Below are 19005 nucleotides of genomic sequence, written 5' to 3'. Positions count from 1 at the left end.
ATCAGTATTTTTTTTGCTGCATATTTTCGACATCTGAAAGCAATTGCAGATTCTGAGCGAAAGCCGGCGTGCCATGTTCATTCTTCTGCACGCCCTGTAACGCTTTCAGTGCAATGGCTGTCGTTTGATTGTTGACCGTTTGGGCCAATGCCTGCATTTCATTGCTTTTGCCGTTCCCAGTCGCTACATGATTGCGCAGGTTGAGCATTGTCTGGCGCAATGTTTGAGTGTCTTTGCCTGTTATAGCGGCTGGATATCGGGTTGAAAATCGCTCTATCTTTTCGATTTTTCTATCGAGAGCATTGACCTGCTTATTGATCTGGTTGAAGTCATCCCGGGAGATATCAACCTTGGCTTTGTTTTCCACCGTCGCAAAATACGAGGGGGCATACAGTGTTGTGTTGTACGCAGGGGGCTGGCTGTCTGGAGCAATGGATGAGTGCTTGACAGCCCAGGGATTAGGGTTCGCATAACGCGAGGTAGGAGTGTCAATAGGCATAAAGTAACCTTTGTCTGAGTGAATGAGCAGGGATGAAAAGCTGAAAATAAAGCAAGGCGCCTACAAAGCAGCATAGGAAAATGCTTCGACCGGTAGTGATTAGGCTTATCGCCATAGGACAATACGGCGCGTACCTGACGCGTTGACGCACCGCCTCGCGGTACGTTTCAGTACTTTGTACTAGCGGCACTCATGGGCTAGACTTCTTTGCTCTGTTCAATCGTAAATATGTCGATTTAACAATCAGTTAAATGGTGTATTTAAACCAAAGGCTGATCTAGCTTGACTGAGTCTATCCGCAACCCGCTGACCCTCTACCTCACCCGCCTGGCCCCCTCCAGCCAATTGACCATGCGCTACGTGCTGCAAGATGCGGCCGATCGCCTGGGCTTCGAGGAGATCAACCTCGAAGACATCGACTGGCACTTGCTGCAGCCCGAACACGTCATTGCCCTGGTCGCCGCCTTGCGCGAAGACGGTTATGCGCCGAATACCTCCTCGTTGTATGTGAACGCGGTGCGCGGGGTGATGAATGAGGCGTGGCGCCTGAACCTGATCAGCCAGGAGCACCTGTTGCGCATGCGCACGGTCAAGGCTGCACCCGGCACGCGCCTGGGCCAGGGCCGCAACCTGCGGCGCAGCCTGATCCGCGAAATGATGGAAGTCTGCGCCGCCGACCCACGGCCCCAGGGCCTGCGAGACGCCGCAGTGATCGGTATTCTCTACGGCTCCGGCATGCGCAAGTCGGAATCGGTCAACCTCGACCTGGCCCAGATCAACTTCGAAGAGCGCAGCCTGCGGGTGATCGGCAAGGGCAACAAGGAGTTGATCAAGTACGCGCCGGACTGGGCGTTCGCCAAATTGCAGGCGTGGCTGGCGTTTCGGCGCGAACAGCTCAAGGAGGGCGAGCAGGATGACAGTTTCCTGTTCAACCGTATCCGCCGTGGCAGCCACATCACCCGCGAGCGCATCACCAAACATGCCATTTACTACATCGCCCGCCAGCGCGGCGACCAGGTGGGCGTGAAGATCATGCCCCATGACTTCCGTCGCTCGTTCATTACCCGGGTGATCGAGGAGCATGACCTGTCGATCGCGCAAAAGCTCGCACACCATACCAATATCCAGACCACCGCCAGCTATGACGTGCGTGACGACAATGAGCGACGGCAGGCGGTGGACCGGTTTGACCTGTAGGGTTGACGATTGCAGCCCCCCCTCAGGGGGGGCGATGCAGTTTTAGAGAATAGGTTTGCCGCCAGTGACCGCGTAGCGCGATCCGGAGATGTAGCTGGCTTCGTCCGAGGCCAACAACACATAGATCGGCGCGACTTCCACCGGTTGGCCAGGGCGGCCCAGCGGGGTTTCGCTGCCGAAGCTCTGCACGTCTTCATCGGTCATGGTCGCCACGATCAACGGCGTCCAGATCGGGCCCGGGGCTACGCTGTTGACGCGTATACCCTTGCTGCCGAGCAACTGCGCCAAGCCACCGGTGAAATTGGCAATCGCACCCTTGGTGGCCGCATACGGCATCAACGTCGGCTTGGGCATGTCTGAGTTGACGGACGTGGTGTTGATGATCGAACTGCCAGCCTTCATATGCGGCACCGCTGCCTTGCACAGGCGAAACATTGCAGTGATGTTGATATCGAAGGTCTTGACCCATTCCTCGTCCGAGATTTCTTCAAGAGTCTCGTGGCTCATCTGGAACGCTGCGTTATTGACCAGCACGTCGATACGACCGAATTGCTCGACCGTTTTATCGACCAGTTCGTGGCACACGCTTTTCTGAGCGATATCGCCGGGCAGCAGCAGGCATTGGCGACCGGCTTCCTCGACCCAACGCGCAGTTTCCCTGGCGTCCTCGTGCTCATCCAGATAAGCGATGGCCACATCGGCGCCTTCACGGGCAAACGCGATGGCGACGGCGCGCCCAATGCCGCTGTCGGCCCCCGTGATCAGAGCGATCTTGTTGGCCAACCGTCCGGAGCCCTTGTAGCTCTGTTCACCGCAATCCGGGTACGGGTCCATTTTCTTCTGCGAACCAGGTACTGTCTGCGCTTGGGGGGCGAAGGGAGGGCGAGGGTAATCAGTCATGTCAATCTCCATAGTTTCCAACGTGGCTATGGGATTAGTAGTTGCCGGCCGGTTGATAGTTGTAACGGATGCCGCCGAGGGCCGACGAGTGGTTGGCGTTGGCCCCAGGCAACGCCAACCTCAAGTGCATGGGCCGCCCTCAGGACGAGGGTGGGGCGCTCGCCAGGTGAGCCGGCAGGCGCCGCAGTGTCCACACCGTGGTGAACATCGCCGCTATGGCGCACAGCGCAATCCCGATCAGCATCGGCGCCGGCGTGTGATCGGCGAACACCCCGATCAGGGTCATGGACAGGGCCCCGATGATCATCTGGATCGCACCGAGCAAGGCCGAGGCAGAACCGGCCACGGCACCATGATCCTCCAGGGACAATACCCCGGCGGCCGGCAGCAGCAGGCCGAGAAAGCCGAAGCCGATAAACAGCGAGGCCATGGTCAGGGCCAGGCTGTCGACCCACAGCGTAGTGACGGCCAGGACAGCCATCACTGCAGCCACAGCCGCTACCGACCAAAGAATCAACGGCGCCAGGCCAAAGCGCGCACTGAGGCGCGCAGTGAGTTGGCTCATGGCGAAAAACGACGCGGCATTCAACGCAAAGGCCAGGCTGAACTGCGTGGGTGTGAGGCCGTAATGCTCGATGTACACGAACGGCGCGCTGCCGATAAACACGAAGAAGGTCGCCAGGCCAAAGCCGCACACCACCGACAGGCCGATGAATACCGGGTCACGCAACAACGCGCCATAACTGCTGAAGGCACTGCCCAGGGTCTTGCCCAACCGGCGTTCGGCAGGGTGGGTTTCGGGCAGTTGCACGATGGTCATTACCAGACACGCCAGCGCGAGCACCGCCAGCACGGCGAATACTTCGCGCCAGCTCCACAGCGAAATCACCAGGCTGCCGGCCAATGGCGCGAGAATCGGCGAGACGCTCATCACCAGCATCAGCAAGGACATCAACTTCGCGGCCTCATGCCCCGTGTACAGGTCACGCACGATGGCCCGGGGAATCACCATGCCGGCGCATGCGCCGAAAGCCTGCAGGGCGCGAAAGGCAATCAGGGTTTCGATCGTCGGCGCCAAGGCGCATCCGACACTGGCCACGGCAAAAATCACCAGGCCGGCATAGATCGGCGGTTTGCGCCCGAATACATCGCTGACCGGCCCGTAGAACAACTGGCATACGCCGACGATCACGAAGAACACCGTCAGGCTCATCTGCACCCGCGCCGGCGAGGCATGCAGGCTCGCGCCGAGGGTCGGCAGTGCGGGCAGGTAGATGTCGATGGCGAAAGGGCCGACGGCGGTGATCAACCCCAGTAGCAGGGCGAGGTGGGCGATACGTCGAGACATGAGCGGTTCCGCACGGAAAAGGGCGGTCAGCTTAAGGGATCCACGCAGATCCGCAAACTTAGGCTTCAATAACCAGGGACGGTGGCCGATAACATCAGAAGCGGGGCGTCTGCGGTTGGGCTCCCAACCGGATGACCAGGCAAGGGGATTTTTGCATGACGATCAAACTACGCTTGATGTTGTTGATAGCGACTGGCTTGCTCACTGCTTTGATCATGAGCCTTACCGGTTACCTGGGCAATTCACGGATGGGCGATGCCGTACAGGACAGCGAGGTCAGCATGACGGTGCTGCGCAACCACATGGAAGCCGACATGATGCACGACGCCCTGCGCGCCGATGTGCTGTCAGCGATGCTGGTGGGCCTGGGCAAAAGCACCAGCACACCGGCCGAGGTCAACGCTTCGCTCAAGGAACACGCCGAACACTTTCGCCAGGTACTGTCGGATAACCTCGCGCTTCCGCTGGACGCTGCGCTCAAGGCCAACCTGGAAAAAATCAAACCGAGCCTGGACAACTACATCGCCACCGGTGAGCGCATCGTCGCCCTGGCGCTGGACAGTCCCGAAGCCGCTCGCGCGGAACTGGGCACGTTCAATGCCGCTTTCACCCAGCTTGAAGATCAAATGGCCGCGCTGAGCGAACTGATCGAGACCAACACCCAGCAGACAAGTGTCGGCACACGGCAGACCATCAGCAACGCCAATTTCACCCTGGGCGCAGTGTTGATCGCCAGCCTTTTACTGCTGTTGGCCCAGGGGCGCTGGGTGATGCTCAGCATCATGGCGCCATTGCAAGCCGCCAGCCGCATTGCCGCCAGCATTGCGCGGGGCAACTTGAGCGAAGCGATTGTCGAACCCCGGCGCAAAGATGAAGCCAGCGCCTTGATTCGCAGCCTCGCCACCATGCAACGGGACTTGCGCGGCATGATCGAAGTGGTGCGCAGCAACGCCCACGGCGTCAGTGGCATGAGCGAGCAACTGAGCCACGGCTGCCATGAAGTGGCCGGCAGCAGCCAGCAACAGAGTGCGGCGGCCAGCACCATGGCCGCGGCGGCGAGTGAAATGACCGCCAGTATCGAGGAAATCACTCGGCATGCCGGGCGCGCATTGGACATGGCCAACCAGGCCGAGACCTTGGCCAAGGACGGTGGGCGAGTGATTCATCAGGTGGTCAACGACATGGGCGGCATTGCCCGCTCCGCGCAGCAGTCGGCCCAGGTGATTCGTACGCTGGACAAGGAGTCCGAGGCAATTTTCAGCATTATCCAAGTGATCAAGGGGATCGCCGACCAGACCAACCTGCTGGCCCTGAATGCCGCGATCGAGGCCGCCCGCGCCGGTGAACAGGGGCGGGGGTTCGCAGTGGTCGCCGATGAAGTTCGCAGTCTGGCCGGCCGCACCAGTGCTTCCACCCTGGAAATCGCCAGCATGGTCCAGCGTATCCAGCAGAGCACGCGCGAAGCGGTGACCAGCATGGAGGAGGGCGTGGCTCAGGTGGATAAGGGCATGGCGGTGACCGCCGAGGTGGAGCGGGCGATTCGCGAGATTCTGCAAGCCACCTTGAACACCACGGAAATGGTCAACGATATCTCCCGCACCATTGGTGAACAGAGCCTGGCCAGCAACGAAATTGCGCACCAGGTGGAGATGATTGCGGGCATGTCGGAAAACAACAGTCGCGTCATTGGCCAAACGGCGTCGACAACGGATGAGTTGTCCGGCCTGGCCGGTAAGCTTTCGCAGTCAGTTGATCGGTTTCATTTGTAACCTATTGATTTAACTCAACTAAATAGTCATTTAGTTGAGTTGGCAATCAGGGCAGGGGGCTCAGGAATGGGAGAGGGCAGACGTCCGCCGTGCTGCGATGCGCTCTACCGTTTGCATATGCTGCGTACCCCATTGGCACAATCCACCCAACGCCGACGCCAGGGACTCCCCGAACGGTGTCAGGGAATACTCGACTTTGGGCGGTATTTCCTGGAAATCCACGCGAAAAATGATCTCATCGCGCTCCAATTCCTTGAGTTGCTGGATCAGCACCTTATCGGTCACACCGCCAATCGCGCGTCTTAATTCTCCATATCGATGAACATTCTGCGCCAGGTTGAACAGCACCAGCGGCTTCCATTTGCCGCCAATCACCGCCAGGGCAGCCTCAAGTCCGCAGTTGAATGACTTATTTGCCATTATTGAGGTGTCTCCCAAGGGTACTTACTAAAAGGTGCATACTATTCAAAAGAATAGAGCGGATCTAGAGTTGCGCCTCAACATTCTTTCTTGGAGTCATCATGAGCAAGCTCAACGGGAAAATCGCAGTGGTTACCGGCGGCAACAGCGGCATCGGCCTGGCAACCGCGATTCGCTTTGCAGCTGAAGGCGCACAGGTGGTGATTGTAGGTCGTCGACAGTCAGAACTGGACAAGGCGCTGACGCTGATCGGGCCTGAAGCCATCGCCATCCAGGCCGACATTGCCAAGCTGGACGACCTGGACCGTGTGTTCACCCAGGTCAAAGCTGCCAAGGGCCGGGTTGACATACTGTTTGCCAATGCAGGCCTGGGGGATTTCCAACCGATCGGCTCGATCACCGAGGAATCATTCGACCGCACGTTCGGCATCAACGTCAAAGGCACGCTGTTCACCGTGCAAAAAGCCTTGCCACTCATGCAGGCCGGCGGTTCCGTGATCCTGACCGGATCGACCACCGGAACGATGGGCACCGCGGCGTTCAGCGTGTACAGCGCCACCAAAGCGGCGCTGCGCAATTTCGCCAGGAGCTGGGCGCTGGATCTCAAAGGCACCGGCATTCGTGTGAACGTACTGTCGCCAGGCCCGATCTCGACACCAGGTCTGGACTCGGCGTTGTCAGGCACTGGCCAGAAGGAAGCGATTATCGACGACATGACGGCACAGGTTCCACTGGGCCGCATTGGTCAACCTGAAGAAGTGGCAGCCGCCGCGTTGTTCCTGGCATCGGATGAGAGCAGCTTCATGACGGGCAGTGAAATGTTTGTCGATGGAGGCTTTGCTCAGGTTTAAGCATGACAGGGGTTTTGCCCGTTGAAATCTGACGGGCACTGCCTCTGATTGCGCAATACGACATTACGCATAATGTATATTATGTTAAATCATGTATTACTCTAGGCTTATCGCTCAGCTACTTTATGGATCTCAGCAACCACCTGCTTCACTGCCTCTTCAATCGCACCCTCATTACGACACAACACCCAGCCCTGACCCACAACCGCCCGCTCGAACATCTCTGTGCATGCAACATGCTCTGCATACTTCTGAATCACAGTGCCGCCCAATCCTCGTGAACGTGCCGTTGCTCTCGCCCATGAAATACCCGGCGCGGTGATAACACCGACATGCAGATCCGGTACTCGCACGCTTCGCTCCAGGTTCAACTGCAGAATCTCTGCAAATGGAATCGTGTGTCGAAACGCAGCCTCAGACGGATACCAGCGATCAATCAAGATGATGCTGCCCAACGGCTGCCGAGTCAGGACATTCCGGGATATCCAACTGCGACTGTCGGCAAAGCGCTCGCACACAGCCCATTCCAGATCCCGTGAAGGATTTCTGGCAAGTTCGTTCACCAGGGCCATGGTTTCCCCTCTATAGGGATCGCTTTTTCGCTCGCAAAGCCGGATGACTTTCTTGTTGTCCGCCCTAAGAGCTGCCGTTACGGCCTCCAGCAGCGTGGTTTTGCCGGTGCCTTTGGGGCCGTCCAGAGAAACAAAAAGCGGAGCATTCATTTTTCACACAGCGATCAAGATAATGATCACCACTCTAACTGCATTTGCAGCTGGCCAGGCATCCAAGCACTTTCACAAGTAATTTTCCTACCCCCTAGGTATGCTCCGCGTCTATTACCGATTACTGATACCGGGATGCCCGCCCAAGTCTCTGCTGCACAGTCGCAGTCTATGGAGCCGTATCCTCTCAAGGACGTTTGAAAGATGAGTACCCCTGCGCTGGATATCAGCAGCCTGACACCCTTGCCTTACCACCAGCGTGTGGTCGATTACCTGAAGACCCACGAACCCGTCGTGTGGGAGTGGGCTTCGTCTCTAGGGGTTCAGCAGGAGCACGCCCAGGATGTGCGCGCGCAGTTGCTGCGGGACACCTATCGCCTGAGCCCCGAGACCCACCCGCAGGCCTATCAGGCCTGTGAGACGGCGCTGCAATGCTTGCAGATCCAGGCGCCTGCGACCCTTTACCAGGCTGGCGACGGCGCGATGAATGCCAGCCTGTATTACCTGGCCGGTGAAGTGCATGTGGTGTTCTACGGACCGATTCTTGAACGGCTCGACGCTCAGGAGTTACTGGCGCTGTTGGGACATGAGCTGGCCCACTACCGCTTATGGTCTGAGCACGGTGGCGACTATCTCACCGCCGAGCGGATTCTCAAGCACGCCATGGCTGATATGAATACGCCTCCGAGCCTGGAACAGACCGCGCGTTTATATAGCCTGCACACCGAAATCTATGCCGACCGAGGCGCAGCCCTGGTGGCCGGCGGGCCGGAAGCGTCGATTACTTCGCTGGTCAAGGTTCACACCGGGATCGTCAGCGTCGATGCCGCCAGTTACCTGAAGCAGGCCCAGGAGCTGGATGGCAAGGATACACCGTTGTCCCAAGGCGTTTCTCACCCGGAGACGTTTCTGCGCTCCCAGGCGGTGGACAGTTGGTGGCGGCAGGTGCCGGAGACCGACAACTGGCTGCACGGCCGGTTGCGCGGGCCGTTGTCGCTCTATCGCTTGGATGTGACCGGCCAAGTCGAGCTGACCGCCCTCACCCGCAGCTTTATCGCCAGCTTCATCGACACCTCCGTGCTGCAATCGGAGGTGGTGCTCAATCAGGTACGTGGATTCTTTCCCGACTGGAAAGACAACGAAACCACGCTGGACCTGGGCACGCTGAATGCCGAGCGCGTCGACGCAAGCATCCACGAATACCTGCACTTCATCATGCTCGACCTGAGCCTGGTGGACCGCGACCTGCGGGATGAGGCCTTGTTGCACGCGGCGCGCACAGCCAAGAAGCTCGGCAGTACCGACGACTTCATCAACGTGCTCAAGCGCGATATCAAATTACCCAAACGTGAGCTCGACCCGATCGTTCGCGCGCTCAAAGCGGAGGTCGACACATGGAACCGATAACCCAACCCATCAATTTCACGCAATTGCTGCAGACCCACGATGGCGTCGCCGTCCCCATCGACGATGTGCTGTTCCTGGCGCTGCCGTTACTGCGCCAGGTTGCGCAATTGCATGAACTGGGACGTGTCGCCCAACTCAGTTATCTCGATGTGCTGCAAGGGCCGGAACGCACGCTGCAATTGCGCAATCCGGAGGGCGTCCCGCCACTGCTGGCGCTGGAAGCGATCAAGCAGGTGCAGCCTAATCCAGAGTCGGCACTGAATATCGTCGGCAAGGTCCGCCTGACCCGGGATTCGGAAAGTGGCGTGGCCGTGACCGACTTGCAAGTCCAGGAAGATCCGCATCAGGCCATTGACCACCCGGTGTTCCTCACCGACCTGCACAGTTGGGAGCATCGCCTCGGGCACCACGACGAGATCACCGATATTTTCCAGCTCGGCCAGTTGCTGGCCTGCCTGGCGTGCGGGTTGGATTTCGCCGATATCAACGACCTCAAGGCTTTTGCCCGGCACCGCCGTAACCTGTTCCAGCTCAACGGCCGGCTCAACCCGGTACTGGCCAATCTGATCGTTGAAATGACCGAGCTGAACCGCCATGAGCGCGCCACCGATGTCGGCTCACTGGTGCGACGCCTGGAATCCTGGCGCGAACAGCCGGCCAGCCTGGATGTCGAGCGTATATTGGCCCAGGCCGAAGGCCCGGCTTCACGGCGCACCGTAGTACTGGAGCATCTGCGTAATCGCTTGTTTGATCTTTCGCGGCGCAATCGCCTGCTGTACTTCCGGCCGACGCAAGCCAACGTCAACTTGACCGTGGCCAGCGTGCCCTTGGTGATGCGTGTCGAAAGTATCCGCCCCGAAGCCTTGTGCACCTGGCAGCCTACCTTCGGTGGCTTCTCCGAGCAGGTGTTGAGCGGCAAACCGGTTGGCCTGCAGCAATGGTTGCGGTTTGAAGACCAGACCTGGTTGCAAGCGTCGCTGGAACGCATCATCCAGGAAACCCGCCGCGACCGCGCCGAGTTCGGCTTCAGCAACCTGCGCCTGGTCGTGGCCTTCATGCGCTGGCACAACCTCAAGGACACGCCGGAAGAACGCATCGTCACTCCCCTGCTCTGGCTGCCGGTGGAACTGAGTCGCAAAAAGGGCGTGCGCGACCAGTTCATGTTGCAGTGCGATGAGACCGAGGCTGAGTTCAACCCGGTACTGCGGCATCAATTGCGCCAGCTCTACGACATCCAGTTGCCGGAAACCGTCGACCTGCAAAAGACGTCCCTGGAGGAAATCCACGCCGACATTGCGCGCCAGATCAAACTGACCGAGCCTGGCGTCGAGTTGCGCCTGCAAAGCAAACCGCAAATCGAACTGATCCACCAGAAGGCCGTGCAGCATCTGCACCACTTCCAACGCCGTCGCGCCCGCCAGCGCTCGACGATGCCCTTGGCCAGGCCGGATTTCAGCTACGACCGCGAAGACTACCGCCCGCTGGGCCTGCAATTGTTCCAGCAAAAGGTGCTGCCCAGCGAGTTACCGTTGCGCCTGGCCGTCGGCGCCAAACCCTTGCTGCGCAACCAGCATCCGCAGATGGTCGCCAGCAGCACCGAAAACAGCACCTTCGCCATGCCCGAGAATCAGGGGCACCGCTACGCCTGGGACATCGACCTGACCCAGGTGACCCTGGCCAACTTCAACTATCGAAAGATGTCGCTGGTGCGTGACTACGCACAGCTGATCGATGAGCCCGCGCAAAACGAAGCGTTTGACCGGATGTTCTCGATTGAGCCGCGAGACGTCGAAGTCCAGACTCCAGACCCGATCCCGCTGCCCGACCAGTGGAACGTGGTGGCCGGTGACGCGACGCAGAACGCTGCGGTCAGCCTGGCCCGGACCGGGCGTCACTTCATCATTCAGGGGCCACCGGGCACCGGCAAATCCCAGACCATCACCAACCTGATCGCGGACTATGCCGCACGCGGCCTGCGCGTATTGTTTGTGTGCGAAAAGCGCGCAGCGCTGGACGTGGTGTTCCATCGCCTGCAACAGAGTGAACTGGGCGAATTGTGTTGCCTGATTCACGACTCCCAGACGGACAAAAAAGCGTTCGTGGGCAACCTGCGCGAGTGTTATGAGCGCTGGATCGCCGGCGACGCCCAATCGGTGCAGTTGCAAGCGCGTCGCGACGCCACACTGGCCTCCTTGAGCCAACAACTGGGCCTGATAGAGCGCTTTGAACAGGCGATGGCCGGGGTGCCTGAGTCCTTGGCCTGCTCGGCGCGTGAGTTGGTCCGTCATTTGATCGAGCTGCCACCCGTTGCTGCACAGCTGCCGCCCGAAGCGCTGGAGCGCTTGCCCGAATGGCGGCACTGGCAGGCACAACACGAGCTGACCGGCCGGTTGTATCAGACCATCAAGGAACGCTTCGGCCTCGACAGTTTTGCGCGTCACCCCTTCAGCCACCTGGCCTCAAGCCTGGTCACCCACGAGCATGCCTACGGCCAGCTCAAGGCGTTTCTGGAGCAAGCCAGTGGGCTGATGGACAGCGTCGAGTCGTTCCTGGAGTCATCCTCCAGCCTGCTGTCCGGTGACACGCGCCTGACGGATGCGTGCGTGCTGACTCAAGCTGCCGAGCAACTGACCGGCGCCAACCTGGCGGCGCACCTCGACCTGCTGGAACCTGGCTCAACGAGTTCCCAAACGCTGCACGCCGAACAGGCCGCCTTGCAGGCACTGGCCGTGCAGCAACACAACGCCCGTGAAACCACCCGCCACTGGCGCGTGAAACTTGAGCCCCAGGATACCCAGGCGGCCCTGGAGCAGGTACAGCGCCAGGAAGGCTCGCTGCTGCGCTGGTTGCAACCCGGTTGGTGGCGCCTGCGTGGCGAACTTCAACGCCGCTACGACTTCAGTCAGCACGCGATTCGCCCCAGCCTGCGCGGCGTGCTCGACAACCTGGCCGGTGAACACCGCGCCACCGCCGAGCTGCACGCCGAGCAGCAACGCCTGCAAGGTCGCTACGGCATCCAGGATATCGACCTGTTCGTGCACAATCTGCACGCCCTGCTGCAGCAACTGAGCGCATCACCGTTGTTGCGCAAGTGGGTCGAAGGCCTGCGGGGCAATCCGAGCAGCTTGCCCGGTGTGCGCCAGGAAGCCAGCCTGCGCCAACCCATCGCGCGCCTGGCCGAGCTGGTTGCCCAGCATTGCGTATTCGACCCGGAGCCAAGCCTGGCCGAGCTGGCCGAGTACCTGCGCGACCTGCGTGAAGAGCTCGACGAACTGCCCGACACCCTGCCCCTGCTCAACGAGCTACACCAGGCCGATCCCGTCTGCCTGGCGGTCGTGCAACAGTATGCTTTGCCACAACCCGTGCTGGACGGGTTGATTGCCCAGGAAAACCTGACCCGCCTGTACCGTGCCAATCCGCAGATGGCCCGCTTCGATGGCCCGGCCTTGAGCCTGGCTGCGCGCCAGGTCAGCCAGGCCGAAAGCAGCCTGCTCAAGAACAACGCTCATGTGCTCAGCGCTACCCTGCACCAGCGTTTTCTGGAGCATGTGAAGCAATCGGCGATGTCGGTGACACAGCTGGACGCACCGGCCCGTGAGTTCAAGAAAGCCTATGCCAAAGGGCGCCGCGAACTGGAACATGAGCTGGGCAAGACTATGCGTTATCGTTCCATCCGCGAAATGGCCAGTGGTGACAGTGGTCGAGTGATCAACGATCTCAAGCCCATCTGGCTGATGAGCCCGCTGTCGGTGTCCGATACCCTGCCGTTGACCCCGGACCTGTTTGACGTGGTGATTTTCGACGAGGCCAGCCAGATCCCCAGCGAAGAAGCCGTGCCCGCCCTGAGCCGTGCGCAGCAGGTGATTGTGGTAGGCGACGAGATGCAGTTGCCACCCACCAACTTCTTCTCCAGTGCCGGTGACCAGGACGATAATGACCTGATTGCCATGGAGGACGGGGAACAGATCTCAATCAACCTCGATGCGGACAGCCTGCTGAGCCAGGCCGCACGCAACTTGCCAGCCACCCTGCTGGCCTGGCACTACCGCAGTCGCCACGAAGCGCTGATCAGTTTCTCCAACGCAGCGTTCTACGAAGGGCGCCTGATCACCATTCCCGACCGGCGTATCGAGCGCCCTGCCCCGGCCCACGCCGCTGTGGACTCCAGCGACGCCCAGGCCGTGATCCAGGGCGCCGACACGCTGCTCGACAGCCCGATCAGCTTCTTGAAGATGAGCGATGGCGTCTACCTCAGCCGTAGCAACCTGGCCGAAGCCCGCTACATCGCCAATCTGGTGCGTGAACTGCTGCAACGCGAGACTGGCCTGAGCCTGGGCATCGTGGCCTTTTCCGAGGCCCAGCAAGGCGCCATCGAGCAGGCCCTGGAAGACCTGGCCAGCAATGATTCGGCCTTTGCCACACGCCTTGAGCGCGAGTACGTGCGTGAAGATGCCGGACAGTTCAATGGCCTGTTCGTCAAGAACCTGGAGAACGTACAAGGTGATGAACGCGATGTGATCATCCTGAGCATATGTTACGCGCCGGGACCGAACGGCAAGATGCTGATGAACTTCGGCCCGATCAACCAGCGCGGCGGGGAAAAACGCCTTAACGTGATCTTCAGTCGTGCGCGCAAGCGCATGGCGATTGTCTCCAGCATTGAGTCCGAGGCCATCACCAATACCCACAACGATGGCGCTGCCGCATTGCGCGCGTTCCTGCAATTCGCCCAGGCCAGTGCCAGCGGCGATGCGCCACGCTCCCAGGGCATCCTGGCCAACCTCAACCCAGGCGCCAAGCAGTCCTTTGCCGTCAGCCTGCCCAGGGACACGCTGCGCAGCGCCCTCGCCGTCGCGTTGCGCCAACGCGGGCATTCGGTGCAGGAGTATGTCGGGCGTTCACAGTTCCGCTGTGACCTGGCGATCAGCGACGCCAGCGGTGAATACTTCAGTCTGGGGGTGCTGCTTGACAGCGACACGGCAGCCGCGACTGACGTGCGTGAGCGTTATATCTTCCGCCCGACGGTATTGCGCAGCTTCGGCTGGAAGATCATCGACGTGCTCAGCCATGACTGGCTGCGCGACCCGGAGGACGTACTCAAGCGCATCGAAGCGCTGCTTCGGGGTGAAGAAGCGCCTGCACTGCCAGCGCCGGAACTGACCGTGGAAACCGGCGAGATTGAAACCGAGCCACCGGCAACCCCTGAAGCGGCGCTGTCGATGCGCGAGTTCATCTATGGCGAAGGTAACTCCAATAAGTTCTGGCGTATTGGTGTCACCTACGCCGAGGTGGTGGTGAGTTTCGGCCGCATCGGCACCAAGGGCCAGACCCTGATCAAATCCCTGGAGAGTCCCGAACGCGCGTTGCGTGAAGCAGAAAAACTGATCGCGGAGAAACTGCGTAAAGGCTATCAAGAACAGGCATGAATGAAAGGACGGCGCCCACCCCGGGCGCCTGTCCACCCCCAAACCGTAAACCCACGCTCCATGCACCAGCCCCTGCCCTAATGCTGAAACGTCATCATCTCCCCCTCGCCCGCATGTTAATCTCGCCCCACCACGAATAGACATTGATCGTCACAAGACGATGACCAGAACCAGGAAAGCCCATGCCAAAGATTTCTCACTCAGCCCTGCGCCGCAACTTCCGTAAATTGCTCGCCAACCCAACCTGCGTTGAAACCGCTTCCGTCTTTGACCCGATGTCGGCGCGTATCGCCGCCGACCTGGGTTTCGAAGTCGGCATCCTCGGTGGCTCCGTTGCTTCGTTGCAGGTATTGGCCGCACCCGATTTTGCGTTGATCACCCTGAGTGAGTTCGTTGAGCAAGCCACCCGCATCGGCCGCGTTGCCCAGTTGCCGTTCATTGCCGACGCCGACCACGGCTACGGTAACGCCCTGAATGTGATGCGTACCGTCGAAGAACTCGAGCGGGCCGGTGTGGCGGCGTTGACCATTGAAGATACGTTGCTGCCGGCACAGTTCGGGCGCAAGTCCACCGATCTGATCTCCATTGAAGAAGGCATCGGCAAGGTCCGCGCGGCGTTGGAAGCACGTGTCGATCCCGAATTGTCGATCATTGCCCGGACCAACGCCGGTGTGTTGCCGACCGAAGCCGTTATCGAGCGCACCCAGGCCTACCAGAAAGCCGGGGCCGACGGGATTTGCATGGTGGGTGTGGCCGATTTCGAACACCTGGAGAAGATCGCGGAAAACCTGACGGTGCCGCTGATGCTGGTGACCTACGGCAACCCTAAGCTGAATGACGCCCAGCGTCTGGCCAGCCTCGGCGTGCGGGTGGTGGTTGCCGGCCACGGGGCTTATTTTGCAGCGATCAAGGCGACGTATGACAGCCTGCGTGCCCAGCGCCAGTTGACCCACAGCACCGATAACCTCAGTGCCACCGAGCTGACGCATACCTACACGTTGCCGGAAAGCTACGTGGCCTGGGCGGAAGAGTTCATGGACGTCAAAGAGTAAAGACAACCTCGGAGCGAGGGGGGCTCCCCCCCTCCTCCCGTTCTCACGATGTCCACTGCTCCCCGCCTGGCCAATCCTTGGTGGGAATATCCGCAATGGTCCCGCCCTTGACCCCATCGATGCCATAACGCTCGATTGAATCCCCCAATATCTCGCCGAACTTGTCCGACTTGGCCTGTGCCTGTCCTTCCTTGACCAGCCCGGGCACGATGGCCGCCAGTACCGCCACGCCAGCCGCCAGGAAGCCCAGCACGCCCGCCGTGGCCGCCAGGCCCGGGAGAAAGCGCGGCAGGTTCGCCCCGAGCAAGCCAAGGCCGCCCTCCGCGGCCGAGGCGCTGCCGGCCAGTACACCCAGCGAGCCTGCGGTAATACCGAAGCCACCGCTCAGCTTGTCACCACGACGCAGCGCGTTGACGCCATCAAAAATGCCATAAGCCCCGGCGACGATACCGGCCAGGCCGCCGATACCTTTGGCGGCTTCCTCAAAGTTCTTCGCCACGACTTTGGCGTGCTTGCCGTCCTTGACGTTGTCCTTGACCTCATCGAGCAGGTCGAGCATGACCTTGCCGTCCTTCATATCCTTGAGGGTCTGCTCACCGTTCTTGATCGACTTGGCGAGGTGTTCCTGGTAGCCCTTGGTGCCGCCCTCGATCAGCACGGTGGTGGTCTGCACGGAACCGGTGGTGATGTCGACGATGTTGCGCGTGGTCAACTTTCCACCGCTCTGCGCCCCGCGCGCAATGGTCACACCCGCCAGGAACAGCCCGCTCACCCCGTGCAGCACACCGCTGCCGTAGGCGCCCTTGGCGCCGCCGTTGGGATCGAAGTCCGACAGCTTGCCCATTTTGTCCAGGGCCTTGGTGCCCTGGCGGAGCATGTCCCAGTTACCACGAAAGCCCGCCAGGACCTGGTCGGTGGTGGCCACGGTCCCGTCCTGGTTCAGCAGCAGTTCGGGGCTTTCCTGGCGCATCTGGTCGACCAGCTTGCGGACCTTGTCTTCGTCCAGCTCCGCGCCGCCGTCCTTGCCGAATGCGGCCTCGATGTCGTCGAAGCCAGCCCCCTTGAACAGGTTCTGCTGGGCGATGCTGGAGAAATTGTCGTTGAGCTGTTGGTCATACTGGGCCGTGAAGGTCGGATCAAGCGCGGCGTTATAGAGCGCCACTTCCAGGCTGAACTCCGAAGCGGCCTGCTCCGGCGTGTTGTCCTTGAGCAACTCGCGCAGGCGGTCGCCACTGGCCAGCTGGTCCTTGTAGAAGGTCTTGAATGCTTCGTTATGCGAGGATTTGGCGACCGCGCCCTGGATCGCCTTGGCATCGTCAATGCCAAGCATCGACTGCAGGCTGGTGGCGGTGGCGTAGAAACCGGCCAGCGCTGTGTGCTGGTCGGTCTTGCCGTCCTTGGTGTTGGCGTCCCACGCGGTGTCCAGTGCCTTGCCCGACTTCACCTGATCCTCGTAGGTCTTGGTGACCGCATCCTTCAGGCCGGGATTGTCTTCAAACAACGTCTTCACCGCCTGGTCGCCTGCGTTCCTGATGTACTCGGCGGTGGGTTTGTCGCCCTGCAAGATGGCCATGTGGTCATTGATGTCCTGCAGCAGCTTTTGCGGCTCCCAGATTGCGCCGGAGCGGTTGGCGATGGAGACCTTGCCGTAATCGCTGTTCCAGACCCCGGCGTTGGCGCCGTCGACCACCAGTTTCTGCGCTTCCTGCAGTTCCAGCAGCACCGCAGCCTTTTGTTCGGCCGTGTAGTTTTCCGGATGTTCGAAGATGTCCTTGTCGAGCTTGCGGGTGTCGACCTGGCCCGTGACAGTGCCGGTGGCCACGTCGCTGATCAGGCTGGCCAGGCTCTGGGCATCGGTGGGGGCGGCGGTCTTCAGCCAGGCTTGCACGTCGCTGCGGCTGACCTTGCCGTCGGGCTTGTCGCCGATACTGTTGCCGGCCGTATCGAGCTTGCGGAAGGCGCCGGGCTGGGCAAAGAAGTTGAGGGCCTCTTTCTCTTCCTTGCTCAACTGCGGATTTTGCTTGAGGTAGTCCTGGATGTTCTGTTCGGTGACGGCACTCTCGCCGCCGGTCTTGCCACGGATCGAATCGAACCTGGCATCCAGGATTGCGCCGTATTGAGCGATCTGCCTGGAGCCCGCGTCGGCATCCGGATGGGTGTCGAGAAAATCCTTATAGCTACCGATCTGGTCATTGGCCGAGGGCTTGGCCAATCCCTCGAAACCGTACTTGCCGAAGTCCTGCAGGCGCCCCGCTTCGGTGCCATGGCGCGCTTCGCCGCTCTTGGTAAAACCGTCGATACTGCCGTTGGCCACGTCCTTGCCCGTCAGCGCGTTACCTTTCTCGTCAAAACCCACCACCCGGTCGAGCACCTGGCTGGCACGGAAGGCCGCGTTCGGGTCCTTGTCGAAATCGCCGACCTGCTCCTTCAATGCATCTTTCACCCCACTCTGGTTGCCAAGGTTTTTCAGCAATGGGTTGTCATTGATGATGTCCTGGGCCGAGCGCGTGTCACCCTCGGGCAGTTCCCAGACGATGCCGACCTTTTCTGCGGCCTCACGGCGCTGGCCGTCCTGGCCCACAGCGTCCACCTGTTGCCGTTCACCCTTGAGGTTCTCCCAACCATATTTGCCGAAGTCTTGCAGGCGTCCGGCCTCGGTGCCGTGCCTGGCGTCACCGCCTTTGGTGAAACCATCGACGCGGCCGTTGTCGATGGCATTGCCGGCCAGGCGTGAGCCGTTTTCGTCGAAGCGCTCGACATGCTCCAGCACCTGATTGGCGCGGTAGGCCGCGTCCGCATCGTGCTCGAAATCGCCGACCCGTTCGCGCAACTTGTCCTTCACCCCGCTCTGGTTGCCAAGGTTTTTCAGCAGTGGGCTGCCATCGATGATGTCCTGGGCCGAGCGAGAGTCATCCTTGGGCCGCTGCCACTCGATGCCGGCATCCCTGGCCTTGGCCCGATCAACCGCGTTGCCCCATTCGGCGCTGGTGTCTTTGCCCGTGACGCTCCTGATCGTGGGGGCCTTACTGACCGGTGCTGACATGCGTGTGCTCCTTTAGGACGGGAGGCCGAGGCACGATCGTCAAGGGCGATCATGTCGGGCCAGTCAGGAGAGCAAAGACCTTGAGGGTTACTGAAAGATGACAGGCTGACTCACCGGGCCGGTGCTGCATGCCTTTCTGGTCGCTGAGGTGCCCATGCTGAAGGGCCGAAACCCGGCTGTGAAATGTTGTGAAAAAACCGCCGCAGAGTCTGCGGCGGCAACCAAAGGATGTTGTCGAAGCAGAGCGGCTAAGACAGGTTCAACGTACACCCGCACGTGGTTAAACAGCGTGAAGTTTAATTAATCGAGTTTCATCCGCCCGCCCGCTGCAGGCCGTGCCGACTGTGCTTAGAATCAACCTCGGCAACCAC

General features: G+C 60.4%; 12 protein-coding genes and 1 pseudogene. 7 read left to right on the top strand and 6 right to left on the bottom strand.

What is annotated here, in order from left to right; all coding sequences use genetic code 11:
* Position 1 precedes the first annotated feature (1 nt).
* The gene (locus tag BM017_RS10230; protein ID WP_092243576.1) at positions 2-499 is read right to left on the bottom strand and encodes a hypothetical protein; all 498 of its coding nucleotides are present in this window, start codon (positions 497-499) and stop codon (positions 2-4) included.
* Positions 500-781: 282 nt separating this feature from the next.
* Here BM017_RS10230 and xerC point away from each other — a divergent pair, with 282 nt between their 5' ends.
* On the top strand, positions 782-1696 hold the full coding sequence (gene xerC, locus BM017_RS10225) for a site-specific integrase (RefSeq protein WP_092243569.1): 915 nt from the start codon (positions 782-784) through the stop codon (positions 1694-1696).
* A 42-nt stretch (positions 1697-1738) separates the two neighbouring features.
* Here xerC and BM017_RS10220 read toward each other — a convergent pair whose 3' ends face one another.
* Both BM017_RS10220 and BM017_RS10215 read right to left on the bottom strand, forming a co-directional pair.
* Positions 1739-2596, bottom strand: coding sequence for an SDR family oxidoreductase (locus tag BM017_RS10220; RefSeq protein WP_092243566.1), 858 nt, complete (start codon positions 2594-2596; stop codon positions 1739-1741).
* A 139-nt stretch (positions 2597-2735) separates the two neighbouring features.
* Positions 2736-3944 (bottom strand): multidrug effflux MFS transporter, encoded by a 1209-nt coding sequence (locus tag BM017_RS10215; RefSeq protein WP_092243563.1) that lies wholly within the window; start codon positions 3942-3944, stop codon positions 2736-2738.
* Between the two features lie 131 nt (positions 3945-4075).
* On the opposite strand from BM017_RS10215, the pseudogene BM017_RS29605 reads away from it, so the two are divergent.
* A pseudogene (locus tag BM017_RS29605) lies at positions 4076-4855 on the top strand (MCP four helix bundle domain-containing protein); the annotation flags it as partial.
* Positions 4850-5713: a methyl-accepting chemotaxis protein gene (locus BM017_RS29600; protein WP_371322057.1), complete on the top strand. Its 864-nt coding sequence runs from the start codon at positions 4850-4852 to the stop codon at positions 5711-5713. The pseudogene BM017_RS29605 and the gene BM017_RS29600, both read left to right, overlap by 6 nt.
* A gap of 60 nt (positions 5714-5773) precedes the next feature.
* Here the strand turns inward: BM017_RS29600 and BM017_RS10205 are convergent, their stop codons facing one another.
* Entirely contained in the window at positions 5774-6133 is a 360-nt protein-coding gene (locus BM017_RS10205) for a winged helix-turn-helix transcriptional regulator (protein ID WP_092243557.1), read from the bottom strand.
* 101 nt (positions 6134-6234) lie between these two features.
* Here BM017_RS10205 and BM017_RS10200 point away from each other — a divergent pair, with 101 nt between their 5' ends.
* On the top strand, positions 6235-6984 hold the full coding sequence (locus BM017_RS10200) for an SDR family NAD(P)-dependent oxidoreductase (RefSeq protein ID WP_092243554.1): 750 nt from the start codon (positions 6235-6237) through the stop codon (positions 6982-6984).
* A gap of 107 nt (positions 6985-7091) precedes the next feature.
* On the opposite strand, the gene BM017_RS10195 is transcribed toward BM017_RS10200, so the two are convergent.
* Positions 7092-7706: a dTMP kinase gene (locus BM017_RS10195; RefSeq protein ID WP_092243551.1), complete on the bottom strand. Its 615-nt coding sequence runs from the start codon at positions 7704-7706 to the stop codon at positions 7092-7094.
* A gap of 204 nt (positions 7707-7910) precedes the next feature.
* Between BM017_RS10195 and BM017_RS10190 the strand changes: the two genes are divergently transcribed.
* From BM017_RS10190 to BM017_RS10180, 3 genes are all read left to right on the top strand, one after another.
* Positions 7911-9113 carry a M48 family metalloprotease gene (locus BM017_RS10190; protein ID WP_092243548.1) on the top strand — a complete coding sequence of 401 codons (1203 nt, stop codon included), beginning with the start codon at positions 7911-7913 and terminating at the stop codon, positions 9111-9113.
* Positions 9101-14539: an AAA domain-containing protein gene (locus BM017_RS10185; RefSeq protein WP_092243545.1), complete on the top strand. Its 5439-nt coding sequence runs from the start codon at positions 9101-9103 to the stop codon at positions 14537-14539. The genes BM017_RS10190 and BM017_RS10185 overlap by 13 nt, the downstream gene beginning before the upstream one ends.
* Positions 14540-14721: 182 nt before the next feature.
* Entirely contained in the window at positions 14722-15591 is an 870-nt protein-coding gene (locus BM017_RS10180; RefSeq protein ID WP_092243542.1) for an isocitrate lyase/PEP mutase family protein, read from the top strand.
* Between the two features lie 43 nt (positions 15592-15634).
* On the opposite strand, the gene BM017_RS10175 is transcribed toward BM017_RS10180, so the two are convergent.
* The gene (locus tag BM017_RS10175) at positions 15635-18634 is read right to left on the bottom strand and encodes a type III effector HrpK domain-containing protein (RefSeq protein WP_092243539.1); all 3000 of its coding nucleotides are present in this window, start codon (positions 18632-18634) and stop codon (positions 15635-15637) included.
* Between the last annotated feature and the right edge of the window lie 371 nt (positions 18635-19005).

Source organism: Pseudomonas sp. NFPP04, assembly GCF_900113815.1.
Classification (GTDB): domain Bacteria; phylum Pseudomonadota; class Gammaproteobacteria; order Pseudomonadales; family Pseudomonadaceae; genus Aquipseudomonas; species Aquipseudomonas extremorientalis.
Note: the sequence above shows the minus strand (reverse complement) of the source record. Positions and strands in the feature narration are given on the sequence as shown.

What these genes read in the sequence shown, in the direction of transcription:
- BM017_RS10230 (WP_092243576.1), bottom strand. Translation starts at nt 499, where the DNA reads ATGCCTATTGACACTCCTACCTCGCGTTATGCGAACCCTAATCCCTGG.
- BM017_RS10220 (WP_092243566.1), bottom strand. Translation starts at nt 2,596, where the DNA reads ATGACTGATTACCCTCGCCCTCCCTTCGCCCCCCAAGCGCAGACAGTA.
- BM017_RS10215 (WP_092243563.1), bottom strand. Translation starts at nt 3,944, where the DNA reads ATGTCTCGACGTATCGCCCACCTCGCCCTGCTACTGGGGTTGATCACC.
- BM017_RS29600 (WP_371322057.1), top strand. Translation starts at nt 4,850, where the DNA reads ATGCAACGGGACTTGCGCGGCATGATCGAAGTGGTGCGCAGCAACGCC.
- BM017_RS10205 (WP_092243557.1), bottom strand. Translation starts at nt 6,133, where the DNA reads ATGGCAAATAAGTCATTCAACTGCGGACTTGAGGCTGCCCTGGCGGTG.
- BM017_RS10200 (WP_092243554.1), top strand. Translation starts at nt 6,235, where the DNA reads ATGAGCAAGCTCAACGGGAAAATCGCAGTGGTTACCGGCGGCAACAGC.
- BM017_RS10195 (WP_092243551.1), bottom strand. Translation starts at nt 7,706, where the DNA reads ATGAATGCTCCGCTTTTTGTTTCTCTGGACGGCCCCAAAGGCACCGGC.
- BM017_RS10190 (WP_092243548.1), top strand. Translation starts at nt 7,911, where the DNA reads ATGAGTACCCCTGCGCTGGATATCAGCAGCCTGACACCCTTGCCTTAC.
- BM017_RS10185 (WP_092243545.1), top strand. Translation starts at nt 9,101, where the DNA reads ATGGAACCGATAACCCAACCCATCAATTTCACGCAATTGCTGCAGACC.
- BM017_RS10180 (WP_092243542.1), top strand. Translation starts at nt 14,722, where the DNA reads ATGCCAAAGATTTCTCACTCAGCCCTGCGCCGCAACTTCCGTAAATTG.
- BM017_RS10175 (WP_092243539.1), bottom strand. Translation starts at nt 18,634, where the DNA reads ATGTCAGCACCGGTCAGTAAGGCCCCCACGATCAGGAGCGTCACGGGC.